12 protein-coding genes are annotated in these 21,828 nt (G+C 45.2%); 10 read left to right on the forward strand and 2 right to left on the reverse strand.

Annotated elements, in window-relative coordinates; all coding sequences use genetic code 11:
• Positions 1–23: 23 nt before the first annotated feature.
• On the reverse strand, positions 24–2,462 hold the full coding sequence (locus tag M1L62_RS08865; protein WP_254412679.1) for an ABC transporter permease: 2,439 nt from the start codon (positions 2,460–2,462) through the stop codon (positions 24–26).
• A 591-nt stretch (positions 2,463–3,053) separates the two neighbouring features.
• Between M1L62_RS08865 and M1L62_RS08870 the strand changes: the two genes are divergently transcribed.
• From M1L62_RS08870 to M1L62_RS08915, 10 genes are all read left to right on the forward strand, one after another.
• Positions 3,054–4,295, forward strand: a complete 1,242-nt coding sequence (locus tag M1L62_RS08870) for an MFS transporter (protein ID WP_254412680.1) — start codon at positions 3,054–3,056, stop codon at positions 4,293–4,295.
• A gap of 82 nt (positions 4,296–4,377) precedes the next feature.
• Complete coding sequence (locus M1L62_RS08875; protein ID WP_254412681.1) at positions 4,378–5,880, forward strand: L-fucose/L-arabinose isomerase family protein; 1,503 nt, start codon at positions 4,378–4,380, stop codon at positions 5,878–5,880.
• An 88-nt stretch (positions 5,881–5,968) separates the two neighbouring features.
• Entirely contained in the window at positions 5,969–9,103 is a 3,135-nt protein-coding gene (locus M1L62_RS08880; protein ID WP_254412682.1) for a SusC/RagA family TonB-linked outer membrane protein, read from the forward strand.
• A 9-nt stretch (positions 9,104–9,112) separates the two neighbouring features.
• Positions 9,113–10,762, forward strand: a complete 1,650-nt coding sequence (locus M1L62_RS08885) for a RagB/SusD family nutrient uptake outer membrane protein (protein WP_254412683.1) — start codon at positions 9,113–9,115, stop codon at positions 10,760–10,762.
• A 24-nt stretch (positions 10,763–10,786) separates the two neighbouring features.
• Positions 10,787–13,804, forward strand: a complete 3,018-nt coding sequence (locus M1L62_RS08890) for a SusC/RagA family TonB-linked outer membrane protein (protein WP_254412684.1) — start codon at positions 10,787–10,789, stop codon at positions 13,802–13,804.
• An 18-nt stretch (positions 13,805–13,822) separates the two neighbouring features.
• Positions 13,823–15,439: a RagB/SusD family nutrient uptake outer membrane protein gene (locus M1L62_RS08895; protein ID WP_254412685.1), complete on the forward strand. Its 1,617-nt coding sequence runs from the start codon at positions 13,823–13,825 to the stop codon at positions 15,437–15,439.
• Between the two features lie 20 nt (positions 15,440–15,459).
• On the forward strand, positions 15,460–16,965 hold the full coding sequence (locus tag M1L62_RS08900; RefSeq protein WP_254412686.1) for a glycoside hydrolase 5 family protein: 1,506 nt from the start codon (positions 15,460–15,462) through the stop codon (positions 16,963–16,965).
• Positions 16,966–16,983: 18 nt separating this feature from the next.
• Positions 16,984–19,509: a hypothetical protein gene (locus tag M1L62_RS08905; RefSeq protein WP_254412687.1), complete on the forward strand. Its 2,526-nt coding sequence runs from the start codon at positions 16,984–16,986 to the stop codon at positions 19,507–19,509.
• 9 nt (positions 19,510–19,518) lie between these two features.
• Positions 19,519–20,238 carry an SGNH/GDSL hydrolase family protein gene (locus M1L62_RS08910; RefSeq protein WP_254412688.1) on the forward strand — a complete coding sequence of 240 codons (720 nt, stop codon included), beginning with the start codon at positions 19,519–19,521 and terminating at the stop codon, positions 20,236–20,238.
• A gap of 51 nt (positions 20,239–20,289) precedes the next feature.
• Positions 20,290–21,000 carry an SGNH/GDSL hydrolase family protein gene (locus tag M1L62_RS08915; RefSeq protein ID WP_254412689.1) on the forward strand — a complete coding sequence of 237 codons (711 nt, stop codon included), beginning with the start codon at positions 20,290–20,292 and terminating at the stop codon, positions 20,998–21,000.
• Here the strand turns inward: M1L62_RS08915 and M1L62_RS08920 are convergent.
• Complete coding sequence (locus M1L62_RS08920; protein ID WP_254412690.1) at positions 20,994–21,746, reverse strand: GntR family transcriptional regulator; 753 nt, start codon at positions 21,744–21,746, stop codon at positions 20,994–20,996. The genes M1L62_RS08915 and M1L62_RS08920 overlap by 7 nt on opposite strands.
• Between the last annotated feature and the right edge of the window lie 82 nt (positions 21,747–21,828).

A 21,828-nucleotide genomic window follows, 5' to 3' on the forward strand; every position in this document is an offset into this window, starting at 1 on the left:
CCCGGGAGCGAAGAATTTGCTCCTTATTCACTCTTCAAAACGTCTACCGGGTTACTCCTCGCTGCCTTCATCGTCTGCGAACCGATCATAATAAATGCGATCACTAACACCGTCAGCAAGCCAACAAACAGCTCGGCGATTTGCACAGGCGTGTGATAGGGGAAATTCGTGAGCACAAAGTTTTCAAAGAAAAGGTAAGTCACAGGCAGCGCGATAAGTGCTGATATTGAGAGTAATGAAAGAAAACCGCGGCTCAATAAATATATCAGGCTTCTGGAGCTGGCGCCCATTACTTTTCGGATGCCGATCTCTTTTAATCTTGTCTCGGTGGTGAACACTACCATTCCGAATAGCCCCATCGATGCGATAGAAATAGTGAGAAAGGACAGAAAGCCGATGATCTTGATCATGGTTGAAAATTCGCTGTAAGCATCTTCTATTGCTTCTTCATAAAATTCAGCTTTGAATGGATGCACCCGATCGATCTTCTTCCATGTGGACTCGATCTTGGCTCTGGCGGCCAGCATATCGGTGCTTTGTATTTTGGCATTGACGACTGCCTCGTCGCCAGGTGTCCACGGCATGAATGCCACAGGTTCGATGAGGTTGTCGACTTTTCCATAGTGAAAGTCTTTCATTACGCCAACAATGGTCATCTTGCGTGCTTTAATTCGAAAACTACTGAATGTAACCATCTTACCGATTGCTTTCTCGGGATTATCGGCACTTATATTGAATCGCTTTAAAACCTGCTCGTTAACGATCACCTCGCTGACAGCCTCGTTTGTCGTAGGTCGTGTAATAAAATTTCCGCCTGCGATGAGTTTATACCCATGCAGAGATAAATAGTTCTCATCGACATGGTTGGTCAGCACCAGCGCAGAATCTCTGGAATCTTTATATTTCATATGGCCACCCCAGGCATTTCCAACGCTGGTAACAATCAGCGACCGGGATAGTGCAGTGACTTCCGGTATCTGGCTCAGTTCTTTAAGAAGCGCATCGGGTTTATTTCCCTGCATATTAATATTAAGAATATTTTCCGTGTTGAATCCCAGGTCGAACGCCAGTATGTTTTTATACTGTACATAACCAATGGCGGTTGTTGTTATAAAAATCAGTGTGACCGTATACTGAATCACCACCAGGACACGCCTGAGTGTTCCGTGTTTGAATCCTTTCACCGACCGGTACACCGGAGCGGACACATTTCTTAGCGCATTGATTGCACTGACCTTGGAAAAGAATACTGCGGGCATCAAGCCGGCAATTACGCCAACAGCGACAGAAAAGACGATAAAAACTACAACCATAGATGGAGTGAGATCAAGCTTCACCGTACGCTGCATCTGGGGAGCCATGCTTATTAACTGAGGCCGTAATGCCAGAAATATGAAGAATGACAAAAGAAGGGCCGCAAGGGAAATTATGATTGCTTCCGCCAGAAACTGTTGCCATATCTGACTTTTCTGGGCACCGATCGCTTTGCGAAGTCCCACCTCCTTGAAGCGGCGCATAGCACGAGCAATCGACAGATTGGTATAGTTGAAACATGCTGACAAAATTACAACAATTGCAAGGCCAGCAAGTATCCAGAGCACTACCGGAGGCATGTGGGGACCTACCGAGCCGCTCATGGAGCCGGAACGGAGACTTTCTCCGACTACAATGTCATATAAAGGGAGAAGTTCAAGCCGGATCCTGGTTTTTTCTTCTGCGAGATTTTCCTGCTTTGCAATTGCGTCAAGCTGCGACTGGATTGAGGATATGTCAGCATTTTCCGGCAGTAGCAAGTACACTGAGTTTGTATACATATTTGTCCATGCCCCAAAATTTTTATCACTTTTACCTGCCTGTTCAGCCGTAGATAACGATACCAGTGCTTCGAAGTTGATATGCGAAAAGAAGGGAACGTCTTTCATTATACCCGTCACCTGGTAATCCGTGGTGTCAAATCTGATTGGCTTGCCGAGTGCAGATTTATTGCCAAACAGCTTTTTTGCCGCAGTCTCTGTGAGAACAACCGAATAAGGATCTTTCAATGCCGTTTCCGGATTGCCTTCCAGCATTGGAAAGGTAAATATTTTAAGCAGGGACGGTTCGGCCCAGAAGCCCTTGATCGGAAGAACATTATCTCCAACTTTCACATCCTGCGAAAAGTCATTACGCAAAATAGCCACTTCCTCAATGCCGGTCACTTTTTGCCGGATAAGCCTTCCTGTCTTGATGGATGCCGATGCAAACTTACCGCCCTGTTCTCCCTTGAAAGTCGCTTCGCTGGTGATCCGGTAAATCCTTTCACCATTTTTATGAAACTTGTCGTACGAATGCAGGTCGAGCACGAACGAAATCAGCAATAAACCGACAGACATACTGATGGCAAGGCCGACAATATTGATGGACGAGAAGAGTTTGTTACGCATTAAACTGCGTGCCGATGTTTTGAAGTAACTTCCGATCATGGTCAAGGTCTACAATTTTTTGTTCGTAAAGTATAAATCCGGTTTAATTAAAAGATTGTATTGCATTAGCCTGGTTAGCTTTGAAGGGCCAGTTTTTAAAGCAAATAATGAATATCAATAGACCTTATCACGAATTATTTTGTAAGACAGTTTTGCGGTCGACTATCAGCAACCGTCTAAAATTTTGTTCCTGGCATTAATCTGAAAGCTGGCTGCCGATTGCCGAAAGCATTATAAAGAATTCGTGATAATGTCTGATATGCTTCAGCTTAAATAGTCAAAATATTCATGCCTGGATTACAAGCTTCTACAAATCAAATAATTAGTAACTAAGCCATTACCTCAACTGTCCGATAATGAACAATTACACCGGAACCGTACACGCTTGCGAACGAAAAAACAACCTATTTCCACCGCCAATTTTGAATAAGTTGATATCATCTGAAACCATCGATAGTTGTTACATTTGATGCGAAGCCATACGGAACAAACACGATTTAATATTAATTTTCAATAATTTAATACAAATACTTGCATTTGGTATTTTATGGTTTTATTTTTGAAATAAAATTAGTTAGTGCGTTAAGTTATATGAAAAAATACTCTATCCGCTGGTTTGTTGTTTTCATGGTGTTTCTGGCTACCGGTCTGAGCTTTCTGGACCGCCAGGTCTTATCGATTGCCATTATCAAAATACAGAAAGAGTTTCATTTCAGTGACGTTGAATATGGATGGGTTAATACGAGTTTTCTATTAAGTTATGCAATAATGTTTACGCTTGGCGGCTGGCTTATCGATAAAGTCGGGGCGAAAAAAGGATTAGCCGTAGCCGTGGGTGTATGGTCGGTTGCCAATATTTTTCATGGATTTATGAATAGTCTGCCTCAGCTTCTTACTTTCCGATTTTTCCTGGGAATGGGAGAAGGCGCCTGTTTTCCCGGAGCCGCCAAAACGGTGTTCGACTGGTTTGATAAAAAAGAAAGAGGGCTGGCAAACGGCATTGCTATCGGTGGATCTGCCATTGGGGCTGTCATAGCTCCGCCATTAACAATCTGGATATCAAATTTTTACGGATGGAGAGCAGGTTTTGTTATTCCCGGTATTGCCGGGATTGCCTGGGTTGTCATCTGGCTTTTAATTCGTTGGAAACCAGTTGTTTCAAATGATGTAAAACCAGAAAGCCAGAAGCCGGTTTCATTTCTTACCATACTTTCTTTCCGGCAATCCTGGGTGTTTATCACGATCCGATTTCTTCTGGACCCGGTCATGTATTTTATGATGTTCTGGATTCCAAAATATCTTAGCGAAGTACGCCATGTCTCATATCAGGAAATCGGAAATCTGCTTTGGATTCCCTTTCTGGCCCTTGGTATATCAAACATTTTAGGAGGTTTATTCTCCGATAAACTAATCAAATCGAATTTCACCATCAACAAAGCCAGAAAAACGGTCATGGGTATTGCCGCAGCATTAACTTTGGTGGTTCCTTTTGCTGAATATGTTTCCACCATTGAAGCATCACTTGCCCTGATGGCGCTTTACATGTTTGCTCATGGATGCTGGATCACCAACTACATTACGAGCATATCCGATGTGTTCGGACAGCGCGCAACTTCCACAGTGGTAGGACTTTCCGGGACGGCGGGAGCGATATCAAGCTTAATACTTAACCCTCTGATTGGCAACATCGTACAACATTATTCTTACAAACCTATGTGGCTTGCATCGGGCATTTTATATCCTTTGGCTTTTGTGATTTTTGTTTTATTTATACCAAAAATACAACCGCTGTTCAGCGAGAAAAAAGATATTTTACAACCCGAAACTGCCTGATTCGGATTGCGACAGATAAAAAATTTTACCTTATTTTACTTAGTGCGTTAAGATATTTATTACAAACATAATTTAATCTTTTATGGGAAATTCCCCGTCCGCTGACAAAGACACCGCCACGGCTCCTATTATTGAAAAACGTAATCCTACACGACCGCGAATTGGCGTTTTTGGGGTTGGTTATTATAAGTATTGGAGTCAGTTTGACGGTTTGCTTGATGATATGCTTGCCAAACAGGCTGTTTTTATCGAAAGAATCCAAAGCGGATCCTATGCCGAAGTAATTGATTTCGGGCTGGTTGACAATGTTCAGAAAGCCTATGAGCTCGTGCCACAGTTAAATGCAGCAAATCTGGATCTGATCTTTTGCGACATGCTGACCTATGCCACATCCAACACCTTCGGGGTTGTGATCAGAAATATGAATATTCCGATAGTACTGGTGGCGTTGCAGCCGGACAAAGCCATGGATTATTCACAGGCTTCCACCTACATGCAGCTTTATAACGATGATATTTGCTCGCTGCCCGAATTTGCGGGTGTCGCTGCCCGAATGGGGAAAAAGGTGCCTGACATGATCATTGGAACATTACATGATGACCCGACCGCTGACGCGCAAATCGAAGAATATTGCAGGATCGCTGCCGTTTTACATGATTTGAAAACGTCCAGGATTGGTCATATCGGCCACCCCATAGAGGCTATGCTGGATATGCACTCGGATTCAACCATGCTGACGGCGCATTTTGGAGCACATATCGTTCAGTGTGAGGCGCATGAAATCGTTTCCTTTTATCAAAGTGCTGTTAGCGATCAGATTGATCCGGTAAAAGACAGAATTCTGGATTTTTTCGATACGCCTGATCCCGTTTCAGATCCAATTTCTAAAAAGTTACAGGATTCTGATCTTGAAACTGCCGCCAGGGTCACAGTTGCGTTGGAAAAGTTTATTGAAGCCAAACAACTCGACGGACTGGCATATTACTACGAAGGTCCGGAAAACAGTGAGACCCGGACCGTTATGTCAAACCTGATCGTTGGCAATTCTCTTTTAACCGGTGCAGGTTTTCCCATGTGTGGAGAATCCGATCTTAAAACCTGTTTTGCAATGCTGATCATGGAACGTTTAGGTATAGGCGGTAGCTTTGCCGAATTCCATCCCGTAGATTTTAAAGAAGGCTTCGTATTGGTTGGCCACGACGGGCCGCATAATGTGGCCATTGCGGAAGGGAAACCTATATTAAGAAGTCTGCTTAAATACCACGGAAAACCTGGATTCGGTGCTGGTGTTGAATTTAAGATCAAGGAAGGCCCGATTACGATGCTGAGTATCAACTCTACTTTTGACGGAAAATTTAAATTTGTGATCGCCGAAGGACAGTCCGTCGAAGGACCGATTCCTCCTACGGGAAACACAAATACCCGCGGTTTTTTCAAACCTGATGTCAGAACTTTTTTGCAAAGATGGATGAAAGAAGGCCCTACCCACCATTTTGCCCTGGGTGTAGGCCACCACGCAGAAACCATCAAAAAAATTGCTAATTATTTGAATCTTGAAGCAGTAATCATCGACAGTAAAGCGTAAAATTCGGCAAAAAGGGGGCGAAAGTCATCTTTTCCCCTCTTTCTGCTTAGCGTAAAATCTCAGGATTAACCCTAAATTTCAATTTTCAATGAAACAAATTTTACTCCAAGTGCGGCCGCCATGGATGATGGGACTGATGTTCCTTGTTCTGCTGAGTGTCCGGGATCTGCACGCTCAGACGAGCCAGAAACTGACAATTACTGGAAAAATTACCGGGGAAACAGAAAAATCAGCCCTTATTGGCGCCACCATTGCAGAGAAAGGTACCACTAACGGTACGTCGTCGGATGCAAATGGGAATTATAAACTTACCGTCTCGAAAGGTAATAGCATCGTTGTCAGCTTTATCGGCTACATTCCTCAGGAAATCAAAATTGATAACCGCTCCGTGATTGATATCGCACTCAAAGCAGACCAGCAACAATTGCAGGACGTCGTGGTTGTGGGATATGGTACCCAGAAAAAATCAACACTTACAGGTGCTGTCACAACGGTAAAATCTGATGACATCATCAAGGCGCCCACAAGTAACGTCAGTAATAGCCTAACGGGCCGTATGCCAGGTGTTTTTGTGGTGCAGCGAAGCGGAAAACCGGGAGATAACCAGGCCGACATTTTCATCAGGGGCCGTGCTACAACCGGCGATGCTTCACCTTTGATCATTGTCGACGGCGCTGAAAGGCAATCATTTGGTGATATTGATCCGAATGAAATTGAAAACATTTCCGTGTTAAAAGATGCTTCCGCAACCGCTTTGTTTGGTATCAAGGGAGGGAACGGCGTTATTTTGATTACGACGAAAATCGGTAAGGAGGGAAAACCGCGCATTAGTTATACGGGGAATGTGGCCATGCAGTCTTACACCGCCTTACCCAAAATTCTGAATGCATTTACCAGCGCGAGTCTTTTGAATGAGGCGAACAAAAATGTCGGTAAAGCGCCCGCATTCACCGATTTAGAACTGCAAAAATTTCAGGATCACTCTGATCCGTATAAATATCCGGATTTCAACTGGTTTGATTTTGTAATGAGAAAACAGTATCCACAGACTCAGCACAATCTGAATGTTTCTGGTGGAACCAAGATCGCCAAATATTTTGTGTCGGTGGGTTATCTTTTTGAAGACGGGATCTTGAAAAAATTCGATAATCCATACGGTTATTCTACAACACCCAAATATGACCGCTATAATTTCCGTTCTAATATTGACCTGAATTTAAGTAAAGACCTTACAGTTTCTGTAAAACTGGGTGGTAGACTGGAAGAACGTTACGCGCCCGCAGCGGCCGCCTTCTATGCCAATGCAGAAATTGAGTATCTGCTTTCCAGAATTAACGGGATACCTGCGTATGCCTATATGCCCACACTTCCCGACGGAAGATTTATGGAAAATCCGAATGCAGGTGTAAATCTGACCAATCCATTAGGCTGGATCAGTCGGTCGGGTTATTACATTCAACAAAATAATTCGATAGAAAGCACCCTCGCGCTGAACTATGATCTGCATAAACTTTTAAAAGGTTTATCATTTAAAACACAGTATGCCTACGATGCTTATTTTATTGCCAACCGAAGACAAGCGGGAACTTTCACCGCATATTATATCAATAAACAGACCGATGCAATTGTAAAAGGAAACAGCTCATTCAGTGATGCGGACACACCTTTGGGGCCGATCGCGGCTACTTATGACGGGACGATCAGCTACAATTTACAAAGCAGCCTGAATTACAACAGGAGTTTTGGACCACATACGGTCACCGGACTTGGACTGTTCCAACGTCAGGCAAGACGTGTGATCGGCGCGCAGCCTGCATATGCTTCGCAGGGTGTTGTCGGCAGGGTTACTTATAGTTTCAAAGACCGGTATTTCGCTGAGTTCAACGGCGCCTATAACGGATCAGAAAACTTCGCTTCCGGGAAACGTTATGGTTTTTTTCCGGCTGTTTCTGCCGGATGGACGGTCAGCAAAGAGACTTTCATGGAAAACGTCGGCTGGCTGAGTTATCTGAAAATCAGAGGATCGTACGGCAGGATTGGATTTGACAAAATTGGTGGTAACCGGTTTTTATACCTGGACGAGTACACCCGGACGTCGGCTTTATATCCCGGCGGTTCAAACCTGCCCCTTACTGCAAAACCAAATACAGCCGCACAGTTTGGCCTTCCAACGGCAATCAGCACTTATCCCGTTATCACCCATTCGCGCATAGGAAACCCGGACATCACCTGGGAAACTTCCACCAAAAGAAACATCGGTTTTGAAAGTAGTTTTTTCAATGATATGTTTTCTTTGAATCTGGATCTATTTGACGAAAAACGGACGAACATCCTCCTAAACAGACAATCCGGTCTGACCACGTACGGAGAGGCTTATCCGAGTGTCAATTACGGAGAAGTACATAACCGTGGTTACGAAATCGAACTCCGCCATCAGCGCCGGGCAGGAAACTGGAAATATGGTTTCAACGCGCAACTGAGTTTCGCCCGTAACAAAATCATTAACCTGGACGAGCCTGTCGGACGACCTGCCTATCAAAAATCAGCCGGCTATCAGATCGGCCAGTACAGGGGATACGTGACCGACGGATTCTATCAGTCGCAGGATGATATCAATGCGTATCTTCCCAATCTTCTCGGAAAGCCGATTCCCGGTGATCTTAAATTCAAGGATATTAATAAGGACGGGGTAATTTCAACGGATGACATCACACCGATCGGTTATTCAAATGTTCCCGAATACGCATACAGTTTCGAGCCGAACATCAGCTACAATGGTCTTTCCTTTTCCGTAATGTTTCAGGGCGTTGGCCATGTCAGCTCGGATATCCAGTTTGACCAGCGAAACCTGAGCAGCAACCAGATGTATGAAAATATGCTGGGTCGCTGGACGCCTGAAAATGCAAAAAATGCAACCTGGCCATCTTTACAGCCGGCCGTTGGGGGTAATTTCATGAGTTATGCCACCAATGATTTTCTGCTTACCAACGCGAAATACCTGAAAATCCGTAACGCACAACTTGCGTATCAGATCCCGGCAAAATTTGCAAAAAAAGTTGGTCTGAATGGAATCCGGGTTTTCCTTTCCGGACAAAATCTGGTGACCTGGACAAAAGTTTTATACCGCGATCCTGAGAATTTTCAGCGACGGGCACCTCAGGCAGCTTACAACGTTTACCCCACTTCACGCATTTACAATCTTGGCATTAACCTTGATTTCTAATCTACTGCTATGAAAAAATATACAATTCCCCTGCTGGCCGGTATGCTGTTTGTTTTCTCTGGCTGCGACGATAAATTCCTGAATGTAGCACCTGATGTGGCCTTGAATGAAGAGAAGGTTTTTGCAGATCCGGTCATGGCTGCCCAGTTTGCAGATAATGCATACAGTTTTTTGCCCGACGATTATCTGCGTTTCAACGAAGGAAACGGAGTAGCACAGGCATCCGATGAAGCCGTTGGTATTGACGTGACCAATCCGATGCTGTATACACTCGCCAAAGGTTTATACCACGACCACTCGGCTTTTACGACGCTTGCCGTTAATGACATTTCCGGTATCTACGACCGCTGTTATGCGGGTATCAGAGTGGTCAATAAAATGCTGGCACGGATGGATGAAGTGAAATGGAAACCCGATCAAAACCCGAAAGGAATCAAAGGCGAGATGTACTACCTGCGTGCTTTCATGTATTTTGAGCTGATCAAACGATTCGGAGGGGTGGTACTTATTGACAAAGCTTATACCGCTTTTGAAGATATTGACCTGCCCCGAAATAGCTACGAAGAATGTATCAATTTCATTCTGGCTGATATTGCGCAGGCTGTAACGCTTCTTCCGGTGGAGCAGGATGCCGCAAATTACGGCCGCCCAACGATTGGTGCGGCGCGGGCTTTGAAAAGTCGCGCCCTGCTTTATGCGGCAAGTCCGCTTCACAATTCCGGTAATGATGTAGCGAAGTGGAAAGCCGCTGCGGACGCAGCCAAAGAGGTCATGAACATGAATCAGTATAAGCTTCATCCAAAATATGATGAGATTGTCTCGCCCTCAGGCAACGGCACCATCGATGAATATATCCTGATCAAAATCAAGCCGCCACGCAGTTTTAACTGGGCTATTCAGGCGATCATGTCTCCGGGATCTGGTGGCAGGATCGGTACTTACAACCCCACGCAGAACCACGTCGATCTGTATGAAATGAGTAATGGATTGCCGATAACGGATCCGCAGTCCGGCTATAACCCGAATGATCCGTATAAAAACCGGGATCCTCGTTTTTATGCCAACATTCTCTACAACGATGCGCCCTGGCAGGGACGAAAAATGCAGATGTGGGATGGCGGCGCGGATTACAGCTCTACCAGCTCAGCTTATACCGCCACCCGTTATTACGGGAAAAAACTATGGCCGGAAGTTTATCAGACACCCGGCACCCAGACTGCCTTTGTCAATTTTATCTTTTTCCGTTACGGCGAAATCCTTCTTAATTATGCAGAAGCACAAAACGAGGCAGCTGGCGCCGATGCAACCGTGTATGACGCAATCAACCAGCTTCGCAAAAGAGCAGGAATGCCCAACCTTCCTACGGGTTTGACAAAAGATCAGATGCGTACAAGAATTTACAATGAACGCGCCGTTGAACTTGCTTTTGAGGATAATCGCTGGTATGATATCATGCGGTGGAAAAAAGGCAAGGAACTTGTAGCCCAGAAAATGTATGCAATGAACGTGGTCAAAAACGGCGACGGCAGTTTTACCTATACCAAAGTTCCGTTGGCTGAATCCTTCCAGCGCGTATACGAGGAGCATATGCATCTTTATCCCATTCCAAGAAATGAGGTTCAGAAAAGTAAAAAGCTGGTTCAAAACCCAGGATGGTAATCAAAGCACTAAATCTCAAAACTTATGAAATTTTCTGATATACTTTTCAGGCTTTTGACCCTGCTTCCGCTGCTGATTGGTCAGGTGAAAGCACAAAATACTTCGTCGGCCGAGCTGGCAGGTACGGTTGAAGATATGGATAAAAAACCTGTTTCCGGCATAAACATTTCGGTTCAGGAGGCCGGTATCGAGACGACAACGGATGAGCAGGGAAAATTCAAAATCGTGGCTGTGAAGGGCGACGTGCTGATTTTTACCAAACCCGGCTACCTGACTTATTACCATACCGTTGCCAATGGAGATGCTGTCAAATTGCAGTTAAACAAAACCATGCCGGAAGCCGGGATGCAGGACGACGTTTCGATACCTTTTGGCATACGAAAAAGAAGAGAAATTAACGGGGCTGTTTCTACGCTTAAAGCATCGAGGTTACCGCAAGTTCCGTCCAGTTCGCTGACGAATCTTTTTGCGGGACAACTACCCGGACTCAATGTCTGGCAAACCGGAACACTCCCGGGACGTGATGAAACGACGATCGTCATCCGTAACCGGGCCTCTTTTGCCGGTACCAATGTACCGCTGGTTTTGGTGGATGGCGTAGCCAGGGATTTTTCAGATATGGATTTAAGCGAAATCGAATCGATTAATGTTTTAAAAGATGCGGCCTCGCTGGCCTGGTATGGAAACCGTGCCGCCAATGGCGTGCTGTTAATCACCACCAAAAGAGGAAGCGCCGAGCAGACCCGTTTTACCTACGATATGCAGATCGGCACACAGCAACCAACCGTCCTGGCCAAACCGCTGGATTCCTACAATTTTGCATCACTGTATAACCAGGCTCTAAAAAACGATGGTTTTAATCCTCTGTACTCGCAGCAGGCACTGGATGGCTACAAAAGCGGGACAGATCCTTATCAGTTTCCGAATAACAATTTTGTGCGGGATTTTTTCAAAGATAATGCGCTTATACAACGCCACGTACTGACGGCTTCGGGAGGTTCAAAGGCCGTTCGGTATTTTACCAACCTGAGTTATTTCAATCAGAGCGGACTTTTTAATCATACCGACAATCCGCTTTTTAATTCCAATGTCGGGTACCGCCGGTATAACCTCCGGACAAACCTGGATATTCAGGTTACGCCGCTTTTGACGGTACAACTTGATATGGGCGGCCGCATTGAAGACCGCCGTGAACCAGGCAGTACGAGCACCACATTTTTAAACACCGTTTTTGGAACGCCTGCCAATGCTTTTGCCTTGAAAAATGAAGACGGGTCCTACGGGGGAAGTAATCTTTTCAGAAGCAACCCATTGGCACAGCTGAACAGCCAGGGAAACCGCAGCGAGGTAACGCGGGTACTTTTGGGAACACTGAATGCAACCCACAAGCTGGATTTTTGGTTAAAAGGATTAAGCGCGAATGTATTTTACACCTTTGATATTCAGGGACGTTACGTTAGCGGCCGGAGCCAGGAATACGAAGTTTACGAGCGTTCTGCAACCGGCACACTCAGTCGCTTTGGCACGCAAACACCACTGGGTTATGTAGCTGCCACCTTTGCTGACAATATCCGCACCAACGAGCTTTGGACTGGCCTGGATTACGACCGTAGTTTTGGAAAACATCAGATCAAAGTCACAACACGTTACCAGCAGGCTGTAACGTTCAACCCAACCCGTTTGCAGGACAAAAGACAAGGGTTTTCAGGTCGGGCGTCGTATTCCTTCAATAACCGGTATTATGCAGATTTCGTCGCTAGTTATACCGGCTCGGATAATTACAGGCCCGGAAAGCAATTTGGATTTTTCCCGGCCGTATCAGCAGGTTGGGTAATTTCAGAAGAAAATTTCCTGAAAAACATTCCTATCCTGACTTATCTGAAATTAAGAGGTGCCTACGGAAAAGCAGGAAACAGTCTGACGGGAGAGCTTAACAAATTCCCTTATGCTGCGCTGTACAATCCGGCAACCGGAAGTTACCCTTTTGGAACCAGTTTCGCCGGCCAGGCAGGAGCCGCAGAAAGTACATTGCCCAATCCCGATATCACCTGGGAAACAGCGTATAAAACGGACCTGGGTTTGGATGCGAAACTGTTCAAAAACAGCCTTTCCATTTATGCCAATTACTTTAATGAGTCCAGAAAAGACATCCTGACCAACCCCACCTATGCCTCCATTCTGGGACTGGCAACTTACCGGATCAACGGCGGTGAAACGCGTCTGCGCGGGTTTGAAGGTTCGGTTGATTTCACTCAGAAATTCGGAGCGTTTACGCTCTCATTCGGCGGTAATTTTACCTATGCAAAAAACAGAATACTCCGCATTACAGAATCTGCCGGACTGGCTGATTATCAAAAACAGGCGGGACATAATATTGGCGGCGTTACCGATTTTGGAAAGTTAATGCTGGTTTCCGATGGACTTTTTAAAACCCAACAGGAAATCGATGCAAGTCCGGTACAACGGTTTGCCGCCAAATTACAGCCAGGCGACATCAAATACAGAGATATCAACGGTGATGGCATCATCGATAATTATGACCGTAAAACCACTGATTATAACGATACGCCCAACACGTATTACGGCGTACATTTAGGAGGAAAATACAAATCCGTTGATTTTTCGCTGATTGGTCAGGGTGTCAGTGGCCGCACCATTAACATCCGTACTTTGGTGATGGCTGGTACCAACAACACCGGTTACATTAACCAGTTCAGCACGGAGGCCTGGACCGCTAACAACCCGTCAGCACCGTATCCACGTCTTGGAATTTCTGACCGGGGCAACAATATTGCTGATTCTGACTTCTGGCTGCGATCGGGAAATTATTTCAGGTTAAAGTCCGTGGAGCTGGGTTACACCCTGCCGGCTGATTTGATGCAAAAGTTAAATCTCCGCAGCCTTCGTGTGTATGTCAACGCATTTAATCTGCTCAATTTCAACAAAACAGGTTTGAACGTAGATCCGGAAATGCCATTTTCAGGATACAACGCATATCCTTATGTGCGCACGCTGACGGCCGGACTCAATTTGAAATTCTGATCTCTAATCTTCCATATCATGAAAAGATTATTAAACATTCTGGTTCCTGCTTTGCTTCTGATCTCCTGCAAGGAATCCCAATTTCTTAAATTTGACTATTACGACGGGCCGGTAACCGAAGATCAGTACTGGAACCTCAACAGTGCCGCACGCGGGCAACTGAATTTGGGTTATACATTTTTGCAGGACGGATACAACCGCTACAACGGTGCCATGCTGGCGGCAGGTTCCGACGAAGCGGTAAACTCAAACCTGAATTCGGCAGTCAATATTTTCAATAACGGCACATGGAGCTCACTCCGAACACTTGACGATAACTATGCCATCAACTACAATGGCATCCGGCAGGTTAACGTATTTTTGGCGAATAGTCATCGGGCGAATATTGTCCCGCTGACTGATATTCCCAGGCTGAGGGGAGAAGCATTCTTCCTGCGCGCATTTTTTCATTTTGAACTATGGAAAAGGTATGGCGGCATCATTATCGCAGACCACGTGTTTACCACTACGGACAACCTGGACCTTCCCCGTAACACGTCCCAGGAAACACTGAACCAGATTCTTAAAGACTGCGATTCTGCTTCGACCACCCTGCCTTTATCGGTAACACAATATGGAGCCGGCGATAAGGGGCGCGCCACAAAAGCGGCGGCATTGGCTCTTAAATCGAGAGCTTTACTTTACGCTGCGAGTCCTCTGAACAACCCGTCAGGCGATATCACGTTATGGCAAAAAGCAGCCGCCGTTTCCAAGGAACTGATGGATACAAAAGCACACAGCCTCCTGGCGAGTTATGCCAATATTTTCAATTTCACGACGGCTGCATATAACAGTGAGGTCATTTTTGCCACAGCAGCTACGCTCCGGAACGATATTGAAATAAATAATGCGCCGATCAGCTACAACGGAGCATTAGGACTAACCAATCCTACCCAGGAGCTGGTTGACGCTTATGGAATGAAAAACGGACTACTCATAACCGACCCTGCTTCCGGCTACAACCCAGCCGATCCCTACAAAGACCGGGACCCAAGATTTGCGTTATCAGTTATTTATGACGGTGCGCTTTTTAAAGGCACGGCGGTGAGCACGGCCGTGGACGGAAAAGACGGGATCGGCAAGAGTGTGAATGCCACCAAAACGGGTTATTACATGCGTAAATTTCTGAGCGAATCGGCCAGCTGGAACCAGACAACCAATGCAACCGTACGTCGCCCCTGGGTTATTTTCCGCTATGGTGAAACATTGCTGAATTATGCAGAAGCGCAGAATGAGGCTGTTGGTCCGGATGCCAGCGTTTATGATGCGATCAACCAGGTCAGGAAACGGGCAGGCATTGCCAATCTTCCCGAAGGACTATCTAAAGACCAGATGCGCCAGCGTATCCGAAATGAAAGACGCGTCGAGCTCGCTTTTGAGGAGCACCGTTTTTTTGATGTAAGGCGATGGAAAACAGGAGAAACTGATTTAGGAAAAGCTATAACCGGGATGCGGATCGCTAACACAGGTACAACCAATTCCTACGAACGTTTTACAGTTGAAACCCGCGTTTTCAATGAAAGAATGTACCGTTATCCGATCCCGCAAGCGGAGATCAATAACGCACCGAAATTGCAGCAGAATCCGGGTTACTAAAATAACCGGCACGCCATCCTATGAAACAAAAATCCGGCCCATTACCCATTTTAGTGCTAATTCTGACGTCTGTTTTTTACAGCAGTTTTACTGAAAGAAAGGTATTGGAGAAAAACACTGCACAATTATTTGTGTACACTGATTCCATTCTGTCAGATAATTTTCTGGGCGTAAACGGTGTTTATCACGGGTTTGCTTACATGGAAGATCCCGACGTAAAACCCATGACTGCACAGGACCGTGACCTGGAGTTTTCAAGAGTTGCAGCGATGGATCTGAAAATTGCCAGAACATGGTATCGCCCCGACTGGGCCTGCGGAGCCAGCCTTTATAATAATTTTGATTGGGAGTCTGAGCGAATGAAGGCGTTTTATCAGTGGCTTGATAAAATGAAAGCCTTAAAGGTTGATGTGGCTCTTCAGGCCGGTTGGTGGTTTACACGCGACACTTATATGAACACCAGGGTTCCGGCGGATCAATCAAAGCCGGATCCTGAAAAAGATCCGGCACGTTATGCCAATTGGGTCAGCGAATCGCTTTATCAACTCATAAAAATCAGAGGATATACCAACATAAAATACCTGGTGCTTTTTACAGAACCGCTCAATTACCGCTCCGGGGTTATCCCCGATGGATTTACAGAACCAGAATATTATGATAAAGTTTGCACGCAGATTGACAGTGAATTACGAAAATCAGATCTGCGGTCTGCCGTAAAACTGGTCGGGCCAAACAGCGGCTCGACAGATACGGCCGCTTACGTAGGTTGGAGCGTGAACAACCTGAACGATGTCATTGACATTTATAGCTGGCACAGTTACAATGGCAAACAGTTCAATACCAACCCGCCGCTGGAATATGAGGGCTGGAAGCAGATTGCAGAAGTAGGCAAAGAAAAAATAAAACAAACCGGCAAACCTTTCTGGATCGATGAGTATGGTGCCAACAAACCCGATGAATCTGTTCGTTTTAAAGCAGACTACGGAAATTATCTGGCGCAATGTGTAGCAGCTTTTATCAACAGCGGTGCCCAGACCTCTCTTCTGTGGATCCTGTTTGATCAAAAATACCCGGCTTCCAGAGTCACCAACAAAGACAGTTTTTACAAAGGCGTACAACGCTGGGGGTTAACAAAATCGCCACAGGACAGTATAGCAAACCCAAAAGATCCTTATCCGTCGTGGTATGCATTCAGTTTGATGAGCAAATATCTGGGTGGCAGGAACGGATCCAAAACATTTAAAACCAAAGGCAGCGACAGCCTGTATGTGGTTGCAACCGAGCCTTCTGCAAACGAAATTTCGTTCATGGTCGTCAATGCAGCGCATACCGACAGGAAGTTTCAGCTGAACTTCACAAAACAAATAAATCAGTCAGTAGCCCGATACCTTTTTGATCCCGTAAAAATAACGCATACAGCAAATAAACTAATGCTGCCTTTTGACAAAAGATTAAAGATAAACACCCGTCTGGCAGATCGCATCCCTGCGCGTGGCGTGGCTGTTTACACCACAATGAAAAACTGACATTAGCACGTTTTACCTATGAAATTTAAAATAGCACTATTAAGTTTTCTGCTCGCCGGAGTCACCGGACGAGCCATTGCCCAGTCTCCTTACGCTCTTTCCACCTTGAAGGGCAAATCGTTCAACAACATCACACTTGAAGCATCGCTCAAACCTTTCAAGAAAAACGATAAAGCCTATATCCGGGAAGTGGCAAAGGAAATGTTTGTACAATGGCATGCGTTACTGCGCCATGCCGACACGGTTTCGGTCATGCTTTGGACTGGTGACGGCTCGGAAATTCTTGAATACAAAGGGCCCGGAAGCCAGCCGCTGGAATGGGCGCGATACATGGGAAACCCCAACACAGAACATGAAGTCAATTCAGGCCCGAAGGAATTGTCCATTCATGAGCGGGCGTATTTATATCTGGATAACCCGCCAAAATTCACCTATGCCGATCTGAAATTTATAGTTCAGACCCTGAAAGAAGAGGGGGCCAAAGTGACAGGCAAACCCATTCGTATTGGAGAAACTTTTGATCCCGGGCCTGAATTTGCCAAGTCGGATTTCAAATACAAAAAGCATCGCGAAATTCTGGGGGGAAGTGCTATGGGGCACAATACCATGGTAAGCTGTTATTCGGTTTTAAATGCAGACAAGGAAGCATACGCAGGTTTTCCAAAAGGGATTCCGGCCAACACGCCTTTTGGCACATTTCTCGGGAGGCAAAGCAAGCACTTTTTGAAAGATATGGGTTTTGATTTTATCTGGCTTAGCAATGGTTTTGGTTATGGAGTCGAGGGGTGGTCTTCTACGGGAGCCATCTTTAACGGCAAAGGATTTGACCAGGCCAAACTGGAAGATACCAAAGATAAAATCGCTGGCTTCTGGAAGTACTTCCGCGCAGAATGTCCGGATATTCAGATCCAGACCCGGGGAACAAATCTTTCAACCGGCGCCGATCTTGCACGCGACGGCGTCAATTTGAAAGCCATTTACAAGGACAAAAACCTGCTCCCTCCACCTAATTCTCCGTGGGCAGCGCTCGATGGAGATTTCGGATTGGAAATGGTAGGTTACATGTCGCGCATGGCCGAGTTACCGGGCGAAAACTATCTTTTTCGCTTTTATACGCATGATCCCTGGTGGCTAAATAGTCCCTGGCTGGATCGATATGGCAGAGAGCCGCACGATATTTACCTGCCTATGTCGGTTTCCAGAATCAATAATAAAGGTGAGGTGAAACTGCCGTCTCATTTAAGTCTTTTGAGTATTGATGACGCTTACGGTAACATGCCAACGCAGGTTCCGGACGAGGTAACCCCCAACATTCTCAAGGCACGATATGATGCACCAACCGCCCCGGGGCCGCTGGTTTGGGTCTATCCTTTTGATGAATACCACGACTGGGCATATCGTTACAAGGACCGCTTACCGGAAATTTACTACGGCGACTGGCTGATCCGGCAGGCTATCAATAATGGATTTCCGTTGAATACCGTCATTTCCACAGGATCGTTTCAGAAGGTGATAAAAAATAAACCGGCCTTTTTTAACGAATCCATTCTTGTCGCGACTGCTCCGGATGCAGGTTCGGATATGGAACAAGCCCTTATTGATTTTGTAAAAAACGGTGGAAAATTGATGGTCTACGGCCCGACCGATCATGCAGGAAAAGCATTTCTTGACCTTTTGAATATAAAAAATGGGACACCGCTGGAAGGTGAATTTAAGATTTCAACCAACTATCAGGGCGATTTGCTCACGAATCCTTACCCGGATAAAATACAACACAATGCACTTTTTTCGGGTGGAGGAATCAGTACACAGATTAACAACAGCAGCGACCAGCATACAAAAATACTGGCCCGGATGCAACAAGCCGATCAGTCACGCGAGGTGGCTCTGGAAAGACAACTTCCTGAATGGAACGGAGGAAAGGTGGTTTACCTGAGGGGCACGAATTCCAGTAAATTCAATGGCGGAAAACTGCTGCATCCCGACGATCCTTCCAAACTCTTTACCGGTCCATTGCTGCTTCGATTCGCGCTGCGTGAATTCGGCATTACGTCACAGATTGAAAAAGAAAATCCGTCGGTAAAAAATCCGGTGATGACTATTTCAAGAAGTAACAATGCCTTTATATTTTCAGGTTACAATCCTAATACCACGATTACCAACCATTTCAAATTTCCTCAGGGTGCTCCGTTGCTTTTAGGCCTGGAGACAAAACTGGATGTGAGTAATTCCGTTTATCAACTCCCAACTTCCTGGAACCGGGAATGCCGGATTTTTATCGAACAAAACGAAGGCATTGTTTCCTGCAAAGAGCTTCATTCCGGTCAAAAGGATATCTCCAAACGTTATCAGATTTCGGGACTTAAAAATGCAACGGTCCGAATTTACGCTGCTGACGACGTAACGGCCGAAAACTTCAACGCTTATGTCAATTCCGATTATCCATGGAAAACCGGCAGGATAACGGCTAAAAAAGGTGATCCTAAACTGGGAAAACATTTTGTTGTTGAAAACGTAACCGGAAATCTGACCGTTTCCTGGTAAATAAAAAAGATGATGAGAAATCTGATTTTAAGTTTGTTTGTTTCAGTGCTCCCCGTTTTTAACGCGTTCAGTCAGCTGCAAAAGGCATTCGATAAGACTTACTTGTCGTCAATAAAAACCGAGCTTCAAAAAGAACGGCCTGAAAACCGTAACATCAATCTGGTATTTCATGGTCACTCCGGACCGGCCGGTTTTGGAAACAACCATGAGGTGCATACGCTGGAAGCTTACCCAAACCAGGTTTTGAAAAAGCTGAAAGCGATTTATCCCTTGGCTGTAATCAATATCATTGTGACCGCGATCGGTGGCGAAAATGCTATTTCCGGTGCTGCACGTTTCGAAAGTGAGGTATTGACACACAAACCCGATGTTGTCGTGATTGACTATACCGGAAACGATACGGGGGCAGGGCTTGAAAAATCAAAAAAAGCCTGGGAAAAGATGATCGAAATGGCTTTAAAAAATAATGTTAAAGTTATTCTCGTAACACCGGGTGTCGATCAGCGAATCGACATAAATAGTCCTGACAACCCCTATCAGCAACATGCTTTACAGGTTAGGGCACTTGCGACAAAATATAATGTGGGTATTGCGGATCCATTTACAATCTTTCAAAAGCTGGTCAAACAGCCCGGTTTTGTTACCAGCTACATGGCCAGTATTAATCATTTCAATGAAAAAGGCCATGAGATTTATGCTACCGAAATCTTTGAATGGTTGAAGAAATAACGGTACGAAAGATTACCTCACAAGAAACCCTTAACCAGACAATCACAAAATATGAAAAATATAACCGTCAAAACGATCCTGTTTATTCTCTCCGTTTTTTACACACAAGCTCATGCACAGATCGCCGACCCGGCGGATTATCTTTCCGACGTAAAAAAGGAATTAAATGCAGTCTGGCCTAAAAACCGGACAATCAATCTTGTTTTTCACGGTCATTCTGTGCCGTCCGGTTACGGCGACAATCACGAAGTACACACGTTGGAAGCTTATCCAAACTTGCTTTTGAAAACACTGAAAGAGAAGTATCCATACGCAGTAATCAATGTGATTGTGACCGCCATTGGTGGCGAAGGCGCTATTCGCGGCCAGGCTCGTTTTGAGCAGGATGTCCTCACCCATAAACCGGATGTGATCTTTATTGACTATGCCTTAAACGACCGGTTTTCTCCGCTTGAAAAAGTGAAGGAGGCCTGGGAAAAGATGATACAATCGGCACAGGCTAAAAACATAAAAGTTATCCTGCTGACGCCTACGCCAGATCAACGGATTGACATTGGCGATCCGGCAAATCCGCTTGACCCTTATTCAGAACAGATAAAATCACTTGCAAAAGATTACAAAACCGGCCTTGCGGATCCCTACACACCTTTCAAGAAAATCGTAAAGGAAGGCAACGTGAGCGGTTATATGGCTTCAATAAATCACCCCAACAAAGACGGGCACATGATCATTGTGGAAGCGATAAAACCCTATTTTTATTGAACATCATTGTAATCAGGACTGGCAATAATCGCGAACTTATATTTGTCACCACGATAAAAAGAACGCTCCATTTCGACAATTTTCTCATCCTTGCAGATCACCACGCTGTCGAGAATAAACATGGGTGTAGATTTTGTCAGTTCAAAATTATTCAATTCCGAATCCGGCTCGACGATCTCCGTACTTAGCGTTTGCTTGACCTCGTCGATTCTTAAATGGTAGGTATCTTCATACACTTTAAAATACGAAATCTCCGTCGGCATCCGGTTGATTTTCGGGCATAATGTTAGAGAAATGTATTTTGTTTCGTCTTTGATAATTTCATCATCCGCATAACGGAGCTGGTGGATTTTCAATACCGGCCCCTCAATAATAAAATGTTTCCCACCAATTTCAGACGAAATACCATCATCCATTACCGTCTTTTCCAAAACCAGATTATGCGGTTTGAAACCTTCGGCCAGCAAACTCTCATGAAACCCACGGCGTGTGGCATAAATCGAGCCCAGCGTCCTCGTTAGTCTGTGGTCTACGGTGCGGTTTAAAACGAAGGTTCCTTTCCCTTTTATTCTTTTCGCCCATCCTCTGTTTTCAATGTCGAGCAGGCTTTTCCGGGCTGTGGTGTTACTTACTTCATAATACCTAATAAGCTCATTTTCAGACGGTATCTTATCCCCCGGCTGTAACTCTCCGGATTTTATTTTTTCGATAACAGCATCACTAATACTCAGAAATTTCGGTCTCATTTTCAATCACGTGCACGGTAAACAGTAAAAAGCTCAAAGTAAAAAATAATTGAGACGCGTCCTAAAAAATATTCGAATTGTT

The organism is Dyadobacter diqingensis, from assembly GCF_024220585.1.
GTDB lineage: Bacteria > Bacteroidota > Bacteroidia > Cytophagales > Spirosomataceae > Dyadobacter > Dyadobacter diqingensis.